The sequence below is a fragment of the Bacillus sp. TH30 genome, from assembly GCF_016650875.1.
Lineage (GTDB): Bacteria > Bacillota > Bacilli > Bacillales > Bacillaceae_G > Bacillus_A > Bacillus_A mycoides.
The window spans coordinates 4,636,797-4,654,201 of the sequence record NZ_JAEKEY010000002.1 but is presented as its reverse complement, the minus strand read 5'-3'; the positions used below and the strand labels follow the sequence as shown (position 1 = coordinate 4,654,201).

The following is a 17,405-nucleotide window of genomic DNA, read 5'->3' as shown; positions in this document are numbered from 1 at the left end:
CTTAGTCAAGAACCGCTCCAATCGTATTACGGTATTAAATTACATATCATAAGGTTCGAGCTTCAAAATAAATTCTTCAACATCCTTGCCTCTTGCGTTGGAAAAACCTTTATCTTCAGAGATGATTTTAAACCTGCATTTTTCCAATACCCTAATGGAGGCGAGGTTATCTTTAGCGGCACGAGCATAGAGCGGGCGTACCTTAATATACTCCAGAAACTCTGACAACGCTTTAGTTGCAATACCATGACCCCAATATTCCTTCCCAATCCAGTAGCTTACTTCGGGTTCGCCGAACTGTTCAAAGTTCGAGACGTGTCCAGTGACAATGCCATTGAATAATATAGTCTTAATTGTAATAGTCTCGTCAGCAATATTTTTTTTCCAATGGTCAAAAAATGCGTCCTTATCAGTGGGGTCTTTAGCTGTAAAAGCAGCCATATAGTTCGCCGTTGAATCTAGTTGTTGTTCGAAAAAGATAGGTAGATCTTTCTCTGTGATATCTCGTAGCTTCACTTCGCTTTTGCTAATGGATTCCATATAATTCACAAGCTCCTTAACATATTTTTTAATATTAATTCTTCCAAATTTAGAGAAATTCCTTCTTCAACTAATCTGCCCTTTAGTTGAAGAAGGAACAATGCATATTGTATACATGATCAGTTAACATAACGTCTCATTATCGGTAGCAAGGAAAAAGGAGAACCCTGCTCTCACAAGGGAACCTTCTTTTTTAGTTCTATGAATCTATACATTTTTTTATACATTCCTATCCTGGCACGGTTTTAGGGCTCTTGTTTGTTACTAGATTAGCCAAAAAACTGTATAAAATCTTGCATGCTCTTAGCGTGGGGTTTTTCCAAAATACTGGCATCCCCCAATATGTGCTTTCTTATGGGTATTTCTTGAACCCTCATTAAAACACTTTCCCGTCCTTTGTCTATCTTTAAAAGTAACTCTGCTTGTTTATTTAAAGTCCTTGAAACGAGGCATTGTACTCCTCCTAAAGCCAAACAAATGATTAAAATTACACATCCATATTATACTGATTAAACTAAAAATTCAATCTCTTTTTATTTCATTCATTATGTAAATAAAAAAGGATAATCCGCCCTCATAATGGACTAATTATCCTATAAATCTTTATCTAAATTTAATAAAATTAGAACTTCTTTTCCTATGTATACTTATTTCGTTATTTCACCAAACTGCGCTCTCGTCACTTTCGCCAAGTCATCAACTTTAAGCTCAATTTGTACTCCAATTTTCCCGCCACTTACAATGATCGTTTCAAGCGATTGAGCACTCGCATCAATACATGTAGAAAATAACTTCTTCATTCCTACTGGTGAACAACCGCCGCGAATATACCCTGAAACTTTCGTGATATCTTTAACAGGAATCATTTCTATCTTCTTTTCACCGACCGCCTTTGCGGCTGCTTTTAAATTTAGTTCCTCATCTACTGGGATAATGAACACATGATAATCCTTACTATTCCCTTGAGCGACAAGTGTTTTATATACTTCTCTCACTTCTCGTCCAATTTTCTCTGCTACGGATACTCCATCAATTTTCCCATCGTCCGGATCATATGACATCATCGAATATTCAATTTTTTCTTTATCTAATATTCGCATCGCATTAGTTTTATCTTTTTTCATAGCGGTCTCCTTAAAAAGTTATTTCATATTATTAAGTTTTCTTTTATTATACACTCTTTTCAATTTCTCCTACATAACTTCACGCATTCTTCAAAACTGAAAATATTGATATTTCCAAATTCATCTGATATAATTTGGAAAAACTTATGTTAAGGAGAGATTTTTAATGCGAACTTTTAATACTTCTTTCCAACTTCATCATCATACGTAACGCCGTGTATCCGAAGAAAAATTTTTCTTCGTGGGTACAGGGCTTTTCCTGTTGACCCACGAAGCGTTCATAAAGCTATGTGGGTATTTTTATACCCGCATAGCTTTTTTTAATTTAAAAGAGGAGTGATTATGGTGGAAATGAAAAATGTAAAAGGGACAAAAGACTATTTACCAGAGGAACAAGTACTACGAAATAAAATTAAAAGAGCTTGTGAAGATACGTTTGAACGTTATGGCTGTAAACCGTTAGAGACACCAACGTTAAATATGTATGAGCTTATGTCTTACAAGTACGGTGGTGGCGATGAAATTTTAAAAGAAATATATACACTTAAGGATCAAGGAAAACGCGATCTTGCCTTACGTTATGATTTAACAATTCCATTCGCAAAAGTCGTGGCGATGAATCCGAACATCCGCCTACCCTTTAAACGCTATGAAATTGGGAAAGTATTTCGAGATGGGCCAATTAAACAAGGAAGATTCCGTGAGTTCATTCAATGTGACGTTGATATAGTCGGTGTAGAATCAGTCATGGCGGAAGCTGAACTCATGAGCATGGCGTTTGAGCTGTTCCGAACGTTAAACTTAGAAGTAACGATCCAATATAATAACCGAAAATTGTTAAACGGTATTCTCCAGTCTATTAACATCCCTACTGAACTAACGAGTGACGTAATTTTATCATTGGATAAAATCGAAAAGATTGGGATTGATGGTGTACGAAAAGATGTATTGGAGCGCGGGATTACTGTAGAAATGGCCGATACAATATGTAATACTGTTTTATCTTGCCTAAAGCTCCCTATAGCCGACTTTAAAGACACTTTCAATAATACACTTGTCGCCGATGGAGTAAAGGAACTACAACAACTACAGCAATACTTACTCGCTCTCGGAATAAATGAAAATACGATATTCAATCCGTTTTTAGCAAGAGGACTCACAATGTATACAGGCACTGTGTATGAAATCTTTCTAAAAGATGGCACGATTACATCTAGCATCGGTAGCGGTGGTCGATACGATAATATTATCGGAGCATTCCGTGGTGATAATATGAACTATCCAACAGTCGGTATTTCATTCGGTTTAGACGTTATTTATACAGCACTATCACAGAAAGAAACCATATCATCTACAGCAGATCTTTTTATCATTCCACTCGGGACAGAATTACAATGTTTACAAATCGCCCAGCAATTGCGTTCTACTACTTCCTTAAAAATCGAACTTGAACTAGCTGGACGTAAATTGAAACGCGCCCTTAATTATGCAAATAAAGAAAATATCCCGTATGTGCTAATAATTGGTGAAGAGGAACTATCTACAGAAACAGTTGTATTGCGTAATATGAAGGAAGGTACTGAAGTGAAGATTCCCCTCTCTTCCTTGGAAAATAACACATTTAATAACTATATATAATAAGTGCCACCCTCATTTGGGTGGTTTTTCTAGTGCACAAATAAAGAATTATTTAGTTTACATAATATTATTATGAAATTTTATAAATGTGAATCACAAAAAACATATCCATTCACCCACTATATTTGGTAACATATTCATACGTACATATTATTTAGGAGGAATTAACTTTGAAGGCAGTCGTAAAAGCATTGAAGTGGACTACAGGTATCTCCCACCTTTTATTAATTCCTTGTTATTTATTTCAAGGACTAGTTGACTTATACGGGATACCACTACTTATAGTAATTACTTTACATATCATTACAATTTTATTAGCTAAAAAGGAAGGCATGAAAACCTATGCTAATTATATAGGAATCCTCACTATTCTAGTTGCTTTCTTTCCCTATATACAAATCGCTATACATATTATAGCGTCGATCTTCCTTCTATTAGATGCGGCTTCCACGAACACAAACGAAGTTTATGATTCATAGTGGATTGAAAAACAGAAATTAGAGAAAGCTTTTTCAACCATATACAAAAAAGAGGGCAGATGTGCATCTCCCTCTTTTGTCTAACTATTTTCATTATTATTCTTGTTCTTGCTCGTCCATAATCTTCTCGAACGCCGCAGATACTTTTTCAAATTCCTCGTCATTCTCTATGTATGAGAATTCATTATCTTCTTCTACTTTTAAAAAGAAGATATCAATGTCTTCCTCAGTTTCTGTTTGAATGTCTTCTACAAAGGCAACCGCAATGTATTCTGCACCTTCGACATCCATCGCTCCAAGCACTTCAACTTCCTGTTCTTCATTATTCTCATCGGTAAGACTAAAAATTTCGCCTACTTCAATTGCTTCCATATTCATTCTCCTCCTATCATACTCTAAAAAATAAAACGTTCAAATTGCACACTTACTAACATATCTTTCCATAAAAAAGTTGAATTCATACAGAAAGAACAACAAATTCTTGCTGATTCAGCAAAAGTATTCAACTATAAGGATAACATCTATGAATAGGAATGAACATATTTTAAATTAGATAATTGGATTATCTAATTTAAAATCCTCCTTTTTCTTTTCGAAAGACCTCCATGTTCCATAATGATTCTTTCATATAGGCAGCAGGCATGCCACCTTTCAATCTGTAAGTAAATACTAAAATGGCACCTCATACCCTGATTCGTTTCCGTACGTTTTTAGGATGAGAGATAAATTTTTCTATATAAACTAAAGTGACTTATGCAGCAATTCAAGTACATCTTTCATCGCAAAAGGCCCATCTTTTTTCACATGCTCAGCGAATTCCGAAACGAGACGTAACGTTTTCACACTTTCAATTGGATGCTCCCCTGACGCACTTTCAGCAGAAAGCATAACAGCATTCGTCCCGTCCAGTACAGCTTGAAATACATCAGTCACCTCAGCTCTTGTAGGAATAGAGTGATCTACCATAGATTGAAGCATTTGTGTCGCTGTAATTACATATGTATTCGTTCGATTGCACTCACGAATCATCATTTTTTGTAAAAGCGGAATAAATTGATACGGCAGTTCCACACCTAAATCTCCCCTTGCGATCATAATGCCATCCGCTTCTTTGCATATGTCTTGAAAATTCTCGATTGCTTCCATCGTTTCTATTTTTGCAATTAAATTAGGTGAATTTTCTTTATGCTCTTGTATAAAATCTCGTATTTCCTTTATATGACTAGGTTTTCGCACAAAGGAACAAGCAATAAAATCAACATTCTCTTCTAAAAGAAACTGAATGTCTTTTTTATCTTTCTCTGTAATAGCTGGTAAACTAACAATTGCACCTGGTAAATTTACCCCTTTATGAGAGGCAATATTTCCACCTGTTTTTATCCTCGTTTCTATTTTGTCCGCACTTACCTTTTCAGCGATTAACTCAACTTCTCCATCATTTATAAGAATCCTACTACCAACTTTCACGTCATTCGCAATCCCTACATAATCAACACTTGCTTCTTCTTTATTCCCTTGTACTGGATGAGTATGCAAAATAAATAACTCCCCTGCTTCAAGTGTAATTTGCTCCTCTTTCATTTCACCCAATCTTATTTTAGGACCTTGTACATCCCCTAGAATTTTAATAGAATCGTCTAACGATTTTACTAAACGAATGATATCTTTATGACTTTCATGCGTGCCATGTGATAAATTCAACCGAACAATTTTCATACCATTGTTTATTAACTGCGCTAATGTTTCTTCATTATTACTTGCTGGACCAATTGTACAAACTCGATCAATTGTCATTTTCCCACCATCCTTTTTTAAATGTTTCCCATAAAATAAAGAGAAGATTCTTTTTATAGGAAAGACCGTGCAACTAAGGGTACACAGAGGTTTATATGAGGGGAAGCGATTGCTGAGTAAGTAGCTTAAATTTAACTTTTTGACTCCATATTTATTGTTAGTTTCGTTGCAATAGGGTACTACTAATAATAAATCTTGTTTACATACGAACGCTAGATTGGGATATCGAAAACAACCAATGGAGGAACCACAATGACTACTCTTCGTAAAAAAATAATGGGACTAACTTTAGCGGGAACGGTAGTGCTATGGTCATTAGCAGCAGGAAGCATGATGAGCGGTAACGAGGTAAAAGCTGAGGTGAAAAAAGTAGGAAAGCAACCTAAAAATGTGATTTTCATGGTTATAGATGGGACAAGCTCTTCTGCTACAACATTAGCCCGGTGGTACAAAGGTTCATCTCTTGCACTAGATCAAATTGTATCCGGAGGTGTTCGTACGTATTCAGCAGAATCAGCTATTACGGACTCTGCACCGGCAGCCACAGCTTTAGCGACCGGAAATAAATCTAATTCAGGCTACGTGGGCGTATTACCTTCTGTTGTGAATTCACCTGGCTTAGAACCAGTGAAAGAAGAATGCAAGTTTCGTCCAGTTGCCAACGTCTTAGAAGGCGCAAAACGTTCCGGCCGCGCGACAGGAATCATTGCTACATCAGAAATTCAGCATGCTACTCCGGCTAGTTTCTCTGCCCACCATGCTAACCGTAAAAATTTCGAAGTACTTGGTGAACAGCAAGTTTATCAAAATATAGAAGTTGTATTAGGTGGTGGCAAGGCAGCACTTCAGCCTACGACAAGCAACGGAATTCGTAAAGACAAAGAAGATTTAGTAAAAGTGATTCAAGACAAAAGGTACGACTTTGTCGAAACAAAAGATGCGTTATTAAACTCCAAATTAAATAAAATCTGGGGTTCTTTCTCTAATACTGCCCTTGCTTTCGATATGGATCGTGAAGCGAACCATCCTGAGCAGCCAACTCTTTCCCAGATGACGAGAAAAGCAATTCAAACATTATCAAAAGATGAAGATGGTTTCTTCTTATTCGTAGAAGGTAGTAAGGCAGATTGGGCAGCACATGCAAATGACCCAATCGGGATGATTAGCGATATATTGGCGTTTGATGATGCGGTTACAGAAGCATTAGAATTTGCGAAGAAAGATGGTAACACTATGGTCATTGCTCTAGCGGATCATGGTAATAGCGGTATTTCCATTGGTAACAGCAATACCACAAAAGGCTATGATACTACACCAGTATCAGCTTACATTGCCCCACTGAAAAAGGCGAAAATGACACTTGAAGGTGCTACAAATAAACTAAAAGATGATTTATCTAATATAAAAGAGGTCGCTGCACTTTACGGTTTAGACGACCTAACTGATAATGAAAAAGAGCTGTTAAAAGCTGCACAAAAGAAAACTGATGTAGGTCCAATCTTTACTAAATTATTGGCCAACCGTGCGAACATCGGTTTTACAACTGGTGGTCATACGGGTGAAGATGTATTCTTATACTCTTACGGTCCTCAAAAGCCATACGGTTTAGTCCAAAATACAGACATTGCGAAAATAATGGCTAAAGCAATGGGCTTTCAATTAGAAGAATTAACTAAGAAATTATTCTTAGATGCTGAAACATCCTTTAAACAAATTGGTGCAACTGTAACGATTGACAAAAAAGATGCACGAAACCCGGTGCTTGTAGTAAAACGCAATAATACGGAGGCCAAATTGTTTGTTAATAAAAGCATTATATATATTGGTGGGAAAGATTATGAATTAGGAGGCATCGTTGTAGAAAGCAACGAGAAATTCTATGTACCTAAAAAAGCACTTCAACTATTCACAAAGCATTCTCGCTAAATTTAAAAACAGACATAAAAAAACGCTATCCTTTCTATAGAAAGGGTAGCGTTTTTTTCGTTATATGGATACAAATTTATCTTATTAAATCCATTCAACAATAGTATCCATAGTTTGTCTTGTTTTATTAAATTTTGGTTCTCCTTTACGGTATCCAAATGCAACCATAACTGATACCTCAAGATTATCATCTTTTAAAATTCCTTCTTGACGAAGTAAAGAATCTACTTTTTCTTTATCGAATCCTTCCATTGGACAAGAATCAATACCGATTTGAGCTGCACTAGTCATCATATTAGCTAAAGCAATATAAGATTGCTTTGATGACCAATCAAATACAGCACGTTCGGAGTCTAACAATTTAAAATCCGATTCTTGGAATTTTTTGAAGAATTCATATCTCATTTGTTGGGCTTCTTCAGGCAATCCAATAATATCTTTCATCATGTGCTGAATATACTCTGCATCATAGTGCATATCTTTGATGTTTCTTGAAAGAACAATGACAAAATGACTTGCTGTTGAAAGTTGCCCACCTGCTCCCCATGAATATGGTAATAGTTTTTCTCTTAATTCTTTATTTTGTACCACAATAAATTTCCAAGGCTCATATCCAAAAGAAGAAGGAGATAATCTTCCTGTTTCTAAAATAAATTTAAAATCATCTTCTGAAATTTTCTTCATAGGATCAAATTCTTTACATGCATGTCTAAAGTTAAAAGCCTCAATAATTTTTTGTTTTGTATTTTGTTTTATGTTAGTCATAAAAGATCCCCTTTTCATTAAATTATTATTTAACCAAATTATATTTTTAAAGTAACAATGATACAAGTACGCACATTTATGTGCTATAGTATCAAAAAAGATACTATTGTTAAGGGAGAGTCTTTTTATGATTAGTTCAAAAGAAGATGATGTAAATTATCCATTTTTAAATAAATATTATTGTCCAGTAGAAGCTATGGTCGAGGTTATTGGGGGAAAATGGAAAGGTGTTATTCTTTATCATTTATTAGATGGTAAGAAACGATTTAATGAATTAAAAAGATTAAAACCTAATATCACCCAAAGAATGTTAACACTTCAACTTAGAGAACTTGAAGCAGATGGCATCGTACATCGGGAGGTATATCGTGAAGTGCCCCCTAAAGTAGAATATTCGTTAACTGAACTTGGCGAGTCATTACGTCCAATTATCCTTTTAATGATGGAATGGGCGACTAATAATATGGAGCAGGTTTTGGAAAGTAGAAATAACACTAAATAGTATTTAAAACCTGTAATTAGCCATTACAAACAACTCAAAAAAGATTGCCTCTTAGTATACAGGCGATTTTTTTGAGTAAAAGGATTATTTTATTTAACTTTTTGTCAATATGTTGCGTTATTTGTAAATTATTGCTTACTTTTGTAAAACATGATATTTATCTATTAACCTATTCACTTTAATTGGTTATTATGTGTTTGAGGGCAAATCTCAATTAAAAACCATAAGGAGTGTTTATCTTGAAAAAATTCTTAGCTATCCCTGTAATTGCTGCATCTCTTATCGGCTTAGGTCAAACTTCAACATTCGCGGCAACCGAAGAAACAAAGGTAAGTCCTGCAAGTACTGAGTCTAATCAAGTGCAACTTCCACCAGTTCAATATGCTTTAGAGGCTAATGAAGAGTTCGCTTTTTACGGTTCAGGAATTTACAAATTTCACCATGAAGGCGGGAAGGATCTAAGAGTTTTCCTTAAAAATATTGGTAATGAAACTTTCAGTTATGATTTATATAATTCTAAAGGTGGATGGTTATCAAACGGAAAGTTAACACCTGGACAACAAACTATTAATGAATTTAGTACTGAGTGGTCTGATTGGCTTCCTAATGGTAAATACCAGATTGTATTTAAAAATAACAGTGGTGCATTTTCTAAAGTCAAAATTGCTGCAAGAGCACTAGACGAGTTTGAAAAATAGTACTTTTGGAATAATATTACCGATTGGAGCAGTTAGCTTTTGCTAGCTGCTCTTTTATTCTTTTCGTATTGTTGCTGCCATAAAGTATGGAGGAGCATTCTTTCCATATTTCATTACCTCGTCAATATCCTGCAATTGTTGGATACCTTCCTCATCGTTACGATCACCAGGAATAATAATTGATGTGCAATATAATGGTGTAACTGACTCCTCATCATATGGCGACTCTTCAGCGAGATAAAACTGCGCTACCATTGGAAGTTCTTCTCTTTTACAGATTTCAAGAATCTGCTGCATTAACGGTGCAATTTCTTCATCATAAACTTCCTCTTTATCGTACATCTCAATTCATTCTCCTTTTCTACAAAATGAAATTTTTGTAGAAAATAATGAACTTTAAAAACTACTAAATTGCAAATATAAATACAAGGGAGCGTTTTATATGACTTCCTATCAAAAAATATCTTTAATAGTTATCACTCTTTTTTATCATTGTGATGTTCCTTTTAAATGAAGTCTTTATTTCTTAACACCCAACGAGAATGTACAACAAACTAAAAAGGCCTACTCACTCGAGTAGGCTTTTGAAACTATGAAAGCTTCGTTAATAATTGATTTAAATCTTTTTTCGTTTTCGTCGTTAATGACTTCATTTTATTAACATCTATCTTTTCTTTCTCCGCTCCTACAATTAACGGATACATACTTTGGCCAATTGTTTTATATTCAGTCGGATGTGATGCTTCTAGCTCTTTTTCAATGACATCCCACTTCTCATTAATTTGTTTTCCGAGTTTATTAACTGTTTCTAATTTAGGATTTGCAGCTAATTGCTTGTCCAAGCTTTCAATTAATGTAACGACTTCTTTTACATTTGTTTTCACAGCGACGCTTTTCTTCGGATCTTTCGTTGTCTTTCCATTTGTCGTTTGGTCTGTCGTTTTTCCGCTAGTTGATTGATCTGTTGCTTTGCCACTAGTAGTTTGATCATTCGTTTTTCCTGTCGTTTCTTTTTCTTTTGTTGTTTTGCCGTTACTTTCTGTTCCTGATGATTCCTTTGTATTTTTTGCATCCTTATCTGTTTTTTCATTCGAAGAAGTATTTGTGTCTTTTTCAGTATCTTTCGTTGTTTTTGACGCTTCATCTGCACTTGTCGTTTTCGATTGCTCTTCATTTTGTGCAGTTGCCTGATCCTTCTTCGCTGCATCTTTATCTGTGGAGGTACTACAAGCTACCATTGTAAGCATTGTACCAATTGCTACTGATGCGATAGCGACCTTTTTCATTTTCATAAAAATCCCCCTATGTTTACAATTTTATCCTTCTCTTTACGATTCTATTTCCCCTTAAAAAATCCCTTTTCATACGAATCACCATCTTTCCGACAGTAATCTTCATAATAATACGTACAAAAAATGATAAATTTATTTTAATATTCGAGTTTTTTCTACTACATTTTCCTCTTCTGTAGCAAAAGAAAAAGAGTATGTTGTCACATGAAGATTTACAATCTACAAATGACAACATACTCCCCTATCAATTTTTTATCTTTCTTGACATTTTATTTATACAAAAAACAAAATAATTACTAATTTTTTTATTTCTCAACACTTGTTAACATAATATTTTTATGAATAACCACCGTTCGAATGAATGACTTGCCCAGTAACCCACTTCGCTTCTTCACTTACTAAAAAAGCAATTAAGCGTGCCGCATCCACCGGTTCTCCAACTCTTCCTTGCGGGAATTTCCATACTAAATGATGCTGTAATTCCTCTGTAATCCATCCTGTATTCGTTGGTCCTGGATCAACAGCATTGACTGTAATCCCCTTCTCCATAGCAACTGGTGCAACTGACTTTGTAAATGCTTCTATTGCTCCTTTCGTTGCTACGTATGCTAGTTCATCTGGCATCGGGCCTAATGACTGCCCAGAAGTAAGATTTATAATACTTCCACTCGTTTTAAGTGAAAAATGTTTAATAAATAATGAACTTAATAGCATAGGAGCACGAACATTAACCGTATAATGTTTATCTAGCTGTTCTACATCTAACTCTTCAATTTTCGTAGGAGTAGAATACGCCGCATTATTAATAAGAATAGATGGATCCCCTAAACGTTCTGATACCATATACAATACACGATTAGGCGAATAAGACTGCGATAAGTTGATTTCTGCCATTTCACATCGAACGCCGTAACTTTCAATTTCCTTTTTCAACAAAAAGGGCTCTTGATCATTCATTCCCCATGGCATCGCTTTATCATACCGAGGCCAGTACGTGAAAAAAATGTCTATCCCATTTTGAGCAAGCACCTTGCATACAGCTGCACCAATTCCATTCAGACGAGTTGCCCCTGTTACAATTGCTATTTTCTTCACCTTTTCTCCTCCATCTATGGATAAATCCCCTGCACGAATACAGAGGATCTACCTTTTTAATTAATATTTGACAATATACGCTCAGCGCCTAATTTTAAAATTTTAATAAAGATATAATTTACAATCGTAAACATTACAAATAAAACGATAAACATAATCCAAAGTCCTACTTGAAGGAAGAAGTATAATACACTTACACCCGCTACAATAACTAAAGCTATTAAAATATTAGCTAAAAAATTCCACAAAGTTGTATATCGACTTTTAAATAATTTCTGTTCTGTATCCCAATGAATATCTGCAGTTTGTGCATCCCAGCGTGTACCGATTAAATTAATTAACAATAAACCGTTCGCACTTAGTAAAAACCAAAGTATCATGAAGACTGGCGAAATACCTGCTACAACTGCCATTGTAATACCGAATACTCCTAAAATGACTACATTAATTAACCAGGCCGTTATCGCTTTCGCAAAAAAGATATCCGAAGCCTTTACTGGTAAGTAACGATTCACAAACCAAGAGCTTCCATCTCGTGAGAATGACGTTGTTGCAATAACGTTACTCCCCATTAAAAATAAGGATGCACAAAGGCCAACACCAATTGCGAAACCTGCTGATTCTGGATTATCAATATACCCTGTAATCCATTTTAAATTTCCATCTTGTACAAACAAAACAAAGAACAGCATAATTGGCATAACGAAAGTTTGCACAATACAGTTTAAGAAAAATTGTGGTGTACGGAATAACGTTTTAAATTCTTTTTTCACATATGCTTTTAAATGAGAACTTTGTACTGTTGATTTCTGTAAACCTTCTGCTGAAATTACCTCTTTCTTTGCTGTACTCGTTGAAAGTCCAATAACCCCTTTTAAATATGTACGCTCTGCAATGTAATAAAACAAACCGAAAAATGCGATAGAAATAAGAATGTATATTAGTACGTATAATATTCCCTTCCACGATGCATTTTCTACTAATCCCATTGCACCAAAATATGTAGTTGGAAAATAATTTGTCATTTGTATGAAAAGAGAGGATTGATTATTTGTAAGATAATTCGCAACTGAATCTCCAGCTCCAGATACTGCACTTTTATTTCTCCATTGCATAAATACATTGATTCCGACGATAAATAGTATACTTACGATTCCAATAAATATACTTCCTCGATCTTTATTTTTCGCTATATTCGTATACCTCATAATAATTGTCATAATTAACGAAGCTAAAACTAGCGGAATGATCGGGAAGAATAAGTAAATGACAATCATATAAATATAATATGTAATGAAAGCACCACTCTTTAAACCGTAAGTAATAAAGATAGGCAATAAAATAAACGAGCTCATTACGTATTGTGTAATTAACACTGTAAAGAACTTTGCCGAAATAATTTGCGCTGGTTTTAACGGTAACGGTAGCAACATTTCAACATCATTACTATAGTAAAACACTGTTAAAATGTTCATAATACTCATCAAAAATACCCATATACTAGCAACTGCTAATCCCATCGCAATAACAATTCCTGGATCCTGTCCGAGGTGTATCATTCCTTCATATATTCCATGGGTCATCGAACCGAATATTAAAAAACCTACAAATAAAATGGCTGCAAATGAAAATAAATACGCCCATCTTTTCTTTTTATCTGTTATGAAATCTGCATAATTTAATTTCAATAATACTTTCGTTAACGTCCAAATTTTACTCATTGCCCGTCATCTCCAAGAACATTTTTTCAAGTGATTCATTGGATTCAAAATGATCTCTCATTTCATTTAAATTCCCTTTAAACTGAAGATTTCCCTTATTAATAATCGCGACGCGGTCACATATTTTTTCAGCTACTTCTAATACGTGTGTCGAGAAAAATACAATCTTCCCTTTATCAGCATGTTCTCTCATCATTTCTTTTAAAATATATGCAGATTTCGGATCAAGACCTGTTAACGGTTCATCTAAAATCCACACATCTGGTTCATGTACGAGCACACCGATAATAACAATCTTTTGTCTCATACCGTGTGAATAACTTTGAATTTGATCAGATAAAGCATTATACAGATCAAACTTCTTCGCTAATGACTCTATTCGTTCTTGTCTTACTTCCTTCGGTACTTCATACATATCAGCCATAAAGTTTAAATATTCAATCCCTTTTAATCGTAAAAACATATCCGGGCTATCTGGAACATAGCCAAATGTTTTCTTCGCTTCCATCGGATTTTTCATAATATCTTTACCGTTGATTGTAATGGTTCCTTTGTCCACCCCATGAATACCAGTAATCATCTTAATTGTCGTTGATTTACCCGCACCATTCGGTCCTAAAAACCCAAAGATTTCTCCGCTCGGTACAGATAAACTTAAATCTTTTACTGCATAGGTAGATCCATTATAACTTTTTGACACATTCAAAATTTCGATCATTACATCCAATCCTTTCCTTAATTACCAATTAACTATATTAACATTATAGCATACTTATATTTATAGATTTTTACATTTTTCAGTTTTTTTAACCTTTAAAATAAATATAAACTCCTAATCCAACAATTAAAACAACAGCTAGTATTATATAAATCATCGTAAGTCGTTTAATATTTCCTTTTGTCGCTTTACTATAATTCGCATCACCATTTCGCCCAATTAACACCGTTCCAATTACAGTAATAACTACAAGTAATATAACGATCATTATCCCAGTTAACATTTCGTCCTCCCCCTCCTTACATCCATTTTACGATATTTCCCTTTTTATTTTACAGAATATTTAACCTTTTTTACTATTATTATGAAATAAATCGCAAAACTATTATTACTATGAATTTCCATATGTGATATATTTATAACATATAGTGATTTATCCCGCATTAACTGGCAGCAAGACTCCCACCTCAAATTTCGGCTGGAGCAAAGAAGTTAGGTAGGAGCCCTGCTGTCCGTAAACGCCCGATTGGTGAAACTTTATTTCTAACATCGAAAGGAGAATCTATCATGAAAACGACTTGGATTAAATATTTAGGATTTCTCGGTTTCTTTGGGTTTCTCGGATTTTTTTATGAAAAAGGATTGTTTACTCTGTTCTGTTTCTTCTCCTTTTTCACGACGTATAGAACGGTTCAACACGATGAACTGTTTGAACAAATCGTCAATAAATCTTGCCGCAACGCCTTTATCGTTACGTTATTAACTACCGCTATCATTATCTTTATTGAAATGCTATTTCCAAGCCCTACACTACAAGAGATTGATATCGCTCTTATTTTCAGCACACTCATTCTTACGTTCGGTTTCTCTATGTTCTTTTACGATAAACCAGTTGATGAAATGGAAGATGCACCATGGCGTTCGTAACGAAAATAAAAGAATACCGCGCCAAAGTGCATATGACGCAGGAAGATTTAGCGAAAAAGGTTGGTGTACGTCGTGAAACGATTAGCCATCTCGAAAAAGGAAAGTATAACCCTTCCTTACAGCTTGCTCACGATATAGCGAGGGCACTACATAGTACGATTGATGAGGTTTTTATTTTTGAGGATTAATAAAGAGCACCAAGTTTAATATATAATACTGAATCGTGAGCGGAAAACATATCAACAAAACCACAGCCTAGATGCATAGTGCTCTCCTTTCAAATTTGATAGGTTCTTCTCTTATCTAGTTTACTTTTTACACATTAAAAAAGAGCGAATCTACATTCGCTCTTTTCCACATATTTATGGCGTAAAGCTTATCATCCAACCTAGCATAAATCCAAATACAGCAAACAGTATCATAAAAACAAATAAACTACATGCCCACAATGCATATTTTCGACTTTTGCTTTTTGTGAGCATGCCTACGACTGAACACATCAATCCAGCTCCAACTATTTCTCGAAAACCTTCGCCTATAAATGTTTCTTGAATAAGCAATGTAATGTTCAAATACAATAACGCTAGAAAGGCAATAATTAATGAAATAATACCCATCCACGTTTCCTGTTTATAAATATGACTCTTTCTTTTTTTTAAGAATGCCAATTCCATAATCTCGCTTCACCTACTTTCAAGTTTCTAACTTTTTCATGGCTCATCAATTTTTCAACTTCTCCTTTAGGTCCAGTTACAACTGCCCCGTATGTTTTTATCCCATTTTTTTCAAGGAAAGAAATACGCTGTGACAACTCTAATACTTTCGCTCTAGATAGCTTCACTGCTAAATTTTCATGCTTCTGTAATGACTTTAAAACATCAATAAATTGTTCCTCATGAGGTGAGTCACTTAAAAAAGGACCACTTGGACTTGAAATCATATCTGCTGGAAAACCGATTGGGGCAACATACTGACCCTCATCATTCTTTTGCGTCTCCTCTAATCCTGTATTCACGGCATACCAAACAATATCAATAGTAGGAAACGTATCCGTTACCTCTTGTACACTTAATAATTCTCTAAAAGATACAAATGCTTCTACAACAGATTCTTGTGGAAGACCTTTTAATACCTGAGCTTCCTCGCTACTATTATAAGACACATTATAATTATTAGGATGAGATAATACCTCGTTATCTATATATGGGACTTCTGGAATTTTTTCATCTGTTGTATATTCACGGCTTACTTTCGTTGCTCTACTTAATAAATAATCTGTTTTCTCTTCTCCTATTCGAATATCTTTCTTTCCTACCCTTTTATACAAATCAAAATGCAATTGTAAACTAAGCGGTAACAATGTTTGCTCCATGTCCCTTTCTTTCATAAATACATTAGGTTCTGTTACACTTAATGTTTGATTTACTACATTCCGTATCTCCATCGCGTTTGTAGGTGCCAATGTATAATATAAAAGTGTAGATATATATAAAATAGGTTGAATAAGTAATAAAAAAGTAAATACAATCAACACATTCGTAATTCGAGCTCTTTTTTTACCTATTTTCAACACTTGCTGCTGTTTTCCATCAGGAAGTGAATCTGGTCTTTGATGAAGAGCTTCTTGTAACAATTCTTTATAATCATCTTGTTCAGAATGAGGTTTATCATTTGTCATTTTGACTCTTTTCCTCCTTTAACAATTCTTTTAATCTCTTTCTCCCACGAAATATGTGACTTTTATAAGTATTTACCTTTAAATCTAATACAGTAGCACCCTCTTCGTACGTTAATTGATGTACGTCACATAATAAAATAGCTTGTGCCTCTACCACTGGTAAAGTATGAATAATCTGAATTAATTTTTCATAACTATTTTTTGCGACTACATACTCTTCTGTAGATTCCCCTGCTTGTATTGTCTCTAATTCCTCCGTTCCTACAAAAGATACTTTTTTCTCTTTCCTTACAAAATCAATAAACGTATGATATGCCACTTTAAAAAGCCATGATTTTACCTTTTGGTTTTCATAGTCTTCTAGATAAAGATACGCCCGATAAAAAGTCTCCTGCATCAAGTCCTCCGCTACGTGATGGCTACGAGAAAGGGAAAATAAATACCGGTACACATCGTTTATATAAACCTTATATATTTCTTCAATTTCCATCCCCCTCCTCCTTTCATA

General features: G+C 34.7%; 21 protein-coding genes. 7 read left to right on the top strand and 14 right to left on the bottom strand.

Annotated elements, in window-relative coordinates; all coding sequences use genetic code 11:
- Positions 1 to 39 precede the first annotated feature (39 nt).
- Both JFU20_RS26080 and ybaK read right to left on the bottom strand, forming a co-directional pair.
- Entirely contained in the window at positions 40 to 540 is a 501-nt protein-coding gene (locus JFU20_RS26080; protein ID WP_002013963.1) for a GNAT family N-acetyltransferase, read from the bottom strand.
- A 647-nt stretch (positions 541 to 1,187) separates the two neighbouring features.
- The gene (gene ybaK / locus JFU20_RS26075; RefSeq protein ID WP_002013965.1) at positions 1,188 to 1,664 is read right to left on the bottom strand and encodes a Cys-tRNA(Pro) deacylase; all 477 of its coding nucleotides are present in this window, start codon (positions 1,662 to 1,664) and stop codon (positions 1,188 to 1,190) included.
- A 342-nt stretch (positions 1,665 to 2,006) separates the two neighbouring features.
- Here ybaK and JFU20_RS26070 point away from each other — a divergent pair, with 342 nt between their 5' ends.
- Together JFU20_RS26070 and JFU20_RS26065 are read left to right on the top strand one after the other, a co-directional pair.
- Positions 2,007 to 3,302: a histidine--tRNA ligase gene (locus tag JFU20_RS26070; RefSeq protein ID WP_002013966.1), complete on the top strand. Its 1,296-nt coding sequence runs from the start codon at positions 2,007 to 2,009 to the stop codon at positions 3,300 to 3,302.
- Positions 3,303 to 3,472: 170 nt separating this feature from the next.
- Positions 3,473 to 3,781 carry a hypothetical protein gene (locus JFU20_RS26065; RefSeq protein WP_201039062.1) on the top strand — a complete coding sequence of 103 codons (309 nt, stop codon included), beginning with the start codon at positions 3,473 to 3,475 and terminating at the stop codon, positions 3,779 to 3,781.
- Positions 3,782 to 3,877: 96 nt separating this feature from the next.
- Here JFU20_RS26065 and JFU20_RS26060 read toward each other — a convergent pair whose 3' ends face one another.
- On the bottom strand, positions 3,878 to 4,159 hold the full coding sequence (locus JFU20_RS26060) for a DUF1292 domain-containing protein (RefSeq protein WP_002013967.1): 282 nt from the start codon (positions 4,157 to 4,159) through the stop codon (positions 3,878 to 3,880).
- A 363-nt stretch (positions 4,160 to 4,522) separates the two neighbouring features.
- Positions 4,523 to 5,575, bottom strand: coding sequence for a pyruvate kinase (locus tag JFU20_RS26055; protein WP_002013969.1), 1,053 nt, complete (start codon positions 5,573 to 5,575; stop codon positions 4,523 to 4,525).
- Positions 5,576 to 5,827: 252 nt separating this feature from the next.
- Between JFU20_RS26055 and JFU20_RS26050 the strand changes: the two genes are divergently transcribed.
- Positions 5,828 to 7,501, top strand: coding sequence for an alkaline phosphatase (locus tag JFU20_RS26050; protein WP_201039061.1), 1,674 nt, complete (start codon positions 5,828 to 5,830; stop codon positions 7,499 to 7,501).
- Positions 7,502 to 7,585: 84 nt separating this feature from the next.
- Here JFU20_RS26050 and JFU20_RS26045 read toward each other — a convergent pair whose 3' ends face one another.
- Positions 7,586 to 8,266, bottom strand: coding sequence for an NAD(P)H-dependent oxidoreductase (locus JFU20_RS26045; RefSeq protein ID WP_002013971.1), 681 nt, complete (start codon positions 8,264 to 8,266; stop codon positions 7,586 to 7,588).
- A 127-nt stretch (positions 8,267 to 8,393) separates the two neighbouring features.
- On the opposite strand from JFU20_RS26045, the gene JFU20_RS26040 reads away from it, so the two are divergent.
- Both JFU20_RS26040 and JFU20_RS26035 read left to right on the top strand, forming a co-directional pair.
- Complete coding sequence (locus tag JFU20_RS26040; RefSeq protein WP_201039060.1) at positions 8,394 to 8,768, top strand: winged helix-turn-helix transcriptional regulator; 375 nt, start codon at positions 8,394 to 8,396, stop codon at positions 8,766 to 8,768.
- Positions 8,769 to 9,007: 239 nt separating this feature from the next.
- On the top strand, positions 9,008 to 9,466 hold the full coding sequence (locus JFU20_RS26035) for a hypothetical protein (protein WP_016096650.1): 459 nt from the start codon (positions 9,008 to 9,010) through the stop codon (positions 9,464 to 9,466).
- A gap of 54 nt (positions 9,467 to 9,520) precedes the next feature.
- Here the strand turns inward: JFU20_RS26035 and JFU20_RS26030 are convergent, their stop codons facing one another.
- The 6 genes from JFU20_RS26030 to JFU20_RS26005 form a co-directional block, all read right to left on the bottom strand.
- Entirely contained in the window at positions 9,521 to 9,808 is a 288-nt protein-coding gene (locus tag JFU20_RS26030) for a hypothetical protein (RefSeq protein WP_201039059.1), read from the bottom strand.
- Positions 9,809 to 10,056: 248 nt separating this feature from the next.
- On the bottom strand, positions 10,057 to 10,758 hold the full coding sequence (locus JFU20_RS26025) for a hypothetical protein (protein WP_002013977.1): 702 nt from the start codon (positions 10,756 to 10,758) through the stop codon (positions 10,057 to 10,059).
- 336 nt (positions 10,759 to 11,094) lie between these two features.
- The gene (locus tag JFU20_RS26020; protein WP_002013978.1) at positions 11,095 to 11,853 is read right to left on the bottom strand and encodes an SDR family oxidoreductase; all 759 of its coding nucleotides are present in this window, start codon (positions 11,851 to 11,853) and stop codon (positions 11,095 to 11,097) included.
- 56 nt (positions 11,854 to 11,909) lie between these two features.
- Positions 11,910 to 13,574: a putative ABC transporter permease subunit gene (locus JFU20_RS26015; RefSeq protein ID WP_002165374.1), complete on the bottom strand. Its 1,665-nt coding sequence runs from the start codon at positions 13,572 to 13,574 to the stop codon at positions 11,910 to 11,912.
- Positions 13,567 to 14,292 (bottom strand): ABC transporter ATP-binding protein, encoded by a 726-nt coding sequence (locus tag JFU20_RS26010; RefSeq protein ID WP_002033261.1) that lies wholly within the window; start codon positions 14,290 to 14,292, stop codon positions 13,567 to 13,569. Before JFU20_RS26010 ends, JFU20_RS26015 begins: the two co-directional genes overlap by 8 nt.
- Before the next feature lie 88 nt (positions 14,293 to 14,380).
- On the bottom strand, positions 14,381 to 14,575 hold the full coding sequence (locus JFU20_RS26005) for a hypothetical protein (protein ID WP_002142517.1): 195 nt from the start codon (positions 14,573 to 14,575) through the stop codon (positions 14,381 to 14,383).
- A 284-nt stretch (positions 14,576 to 14,859) separates the two neighbouring features.
- Between JFU20_RS26005 and JFU20_RS26000 the strand changes: the two genes are divergently transcribed.
- The gene (locus JFU20_RS26000; protein ID WP_002013983.1) at positions 14,860 to 15,219 is read left to right on the top strand and encodes a DUF3796 domain-containing protein; all 360 of its coding nucleotides are present in this window, start codon (positions 14,860 to 14,862) and stop codon (positions 15,217 to 15,219) included.
- Positions 15,207 to 15,407 (top strand): helix-turn-helix transcriptional regulator, encoded by a 201-nt coding sequence (locus JFU20_RS25995; RefSeq protein ID WP_002084410.1) that lies wholly within the window; start codon positions 15,207 to 15,209, stop codon positions 15,405 to 15,407. Before JFU20_RS26000 ends, JFU20_RS25995 begins: the two co-directional genes overlap by 13 nt.
- A 174-nt stretch (positions 15,408 to 15,581) precedes the next feature.
- Here JFU20_RS25995 and JFU20_RS25990 read toward each other — a convergent pair whose 3' ends face one another.
- Genes JFU20_RS25990 through JFU20_RS25980 form a run of 3 tightly spaced genes read right to left on the bottom strand, consistent with a single transcriptional unit; the run spans position 15,582 to position 17,387 of the window.
- Entirely contained in the window at positions 15,582 to 15,893 is a 312-nt protein-coding gene (locus JFU20_RS25990) for a hypothetical protein (protein WP_002165372.1), read from the bottom strand.
- Positions 15,875 to 16,897: an anti-sigma factor gene (locus JFU20_RS25985; RefSeq protein WP_002165371.1), complete on the bottom strand. Its 1,023-nt coding sequence runs from the start codon at positions 16,895 to 16,897 to the stop codon at positions 15,875 to 15,877. Before JFU20_RS25985 ends, JFU20_RS25990 begins: the two co-directional genes overlap by 19 nt.
- Positions 16,887 to 17,387 carry a sigma-70 family RNA polymerase sigma factor gene (locus tag JFU20_RS25980; RefSeq protein ID WP_002013989.1) on the bottom strand — a complete coding sequence of 167 codons (501 nt, stop codon included), beginning with the start codon at positions 17,385 to 17,387 and terminating at the stop codon, positions 16,887 to 16,889. Before JFU20_RS25980 ends, JFU20_RS25985 begins: the two co-directional genes overlap by 11 nt.
- Positions 17,388 to 17,405: the final 18 nt, after the last annotated feature.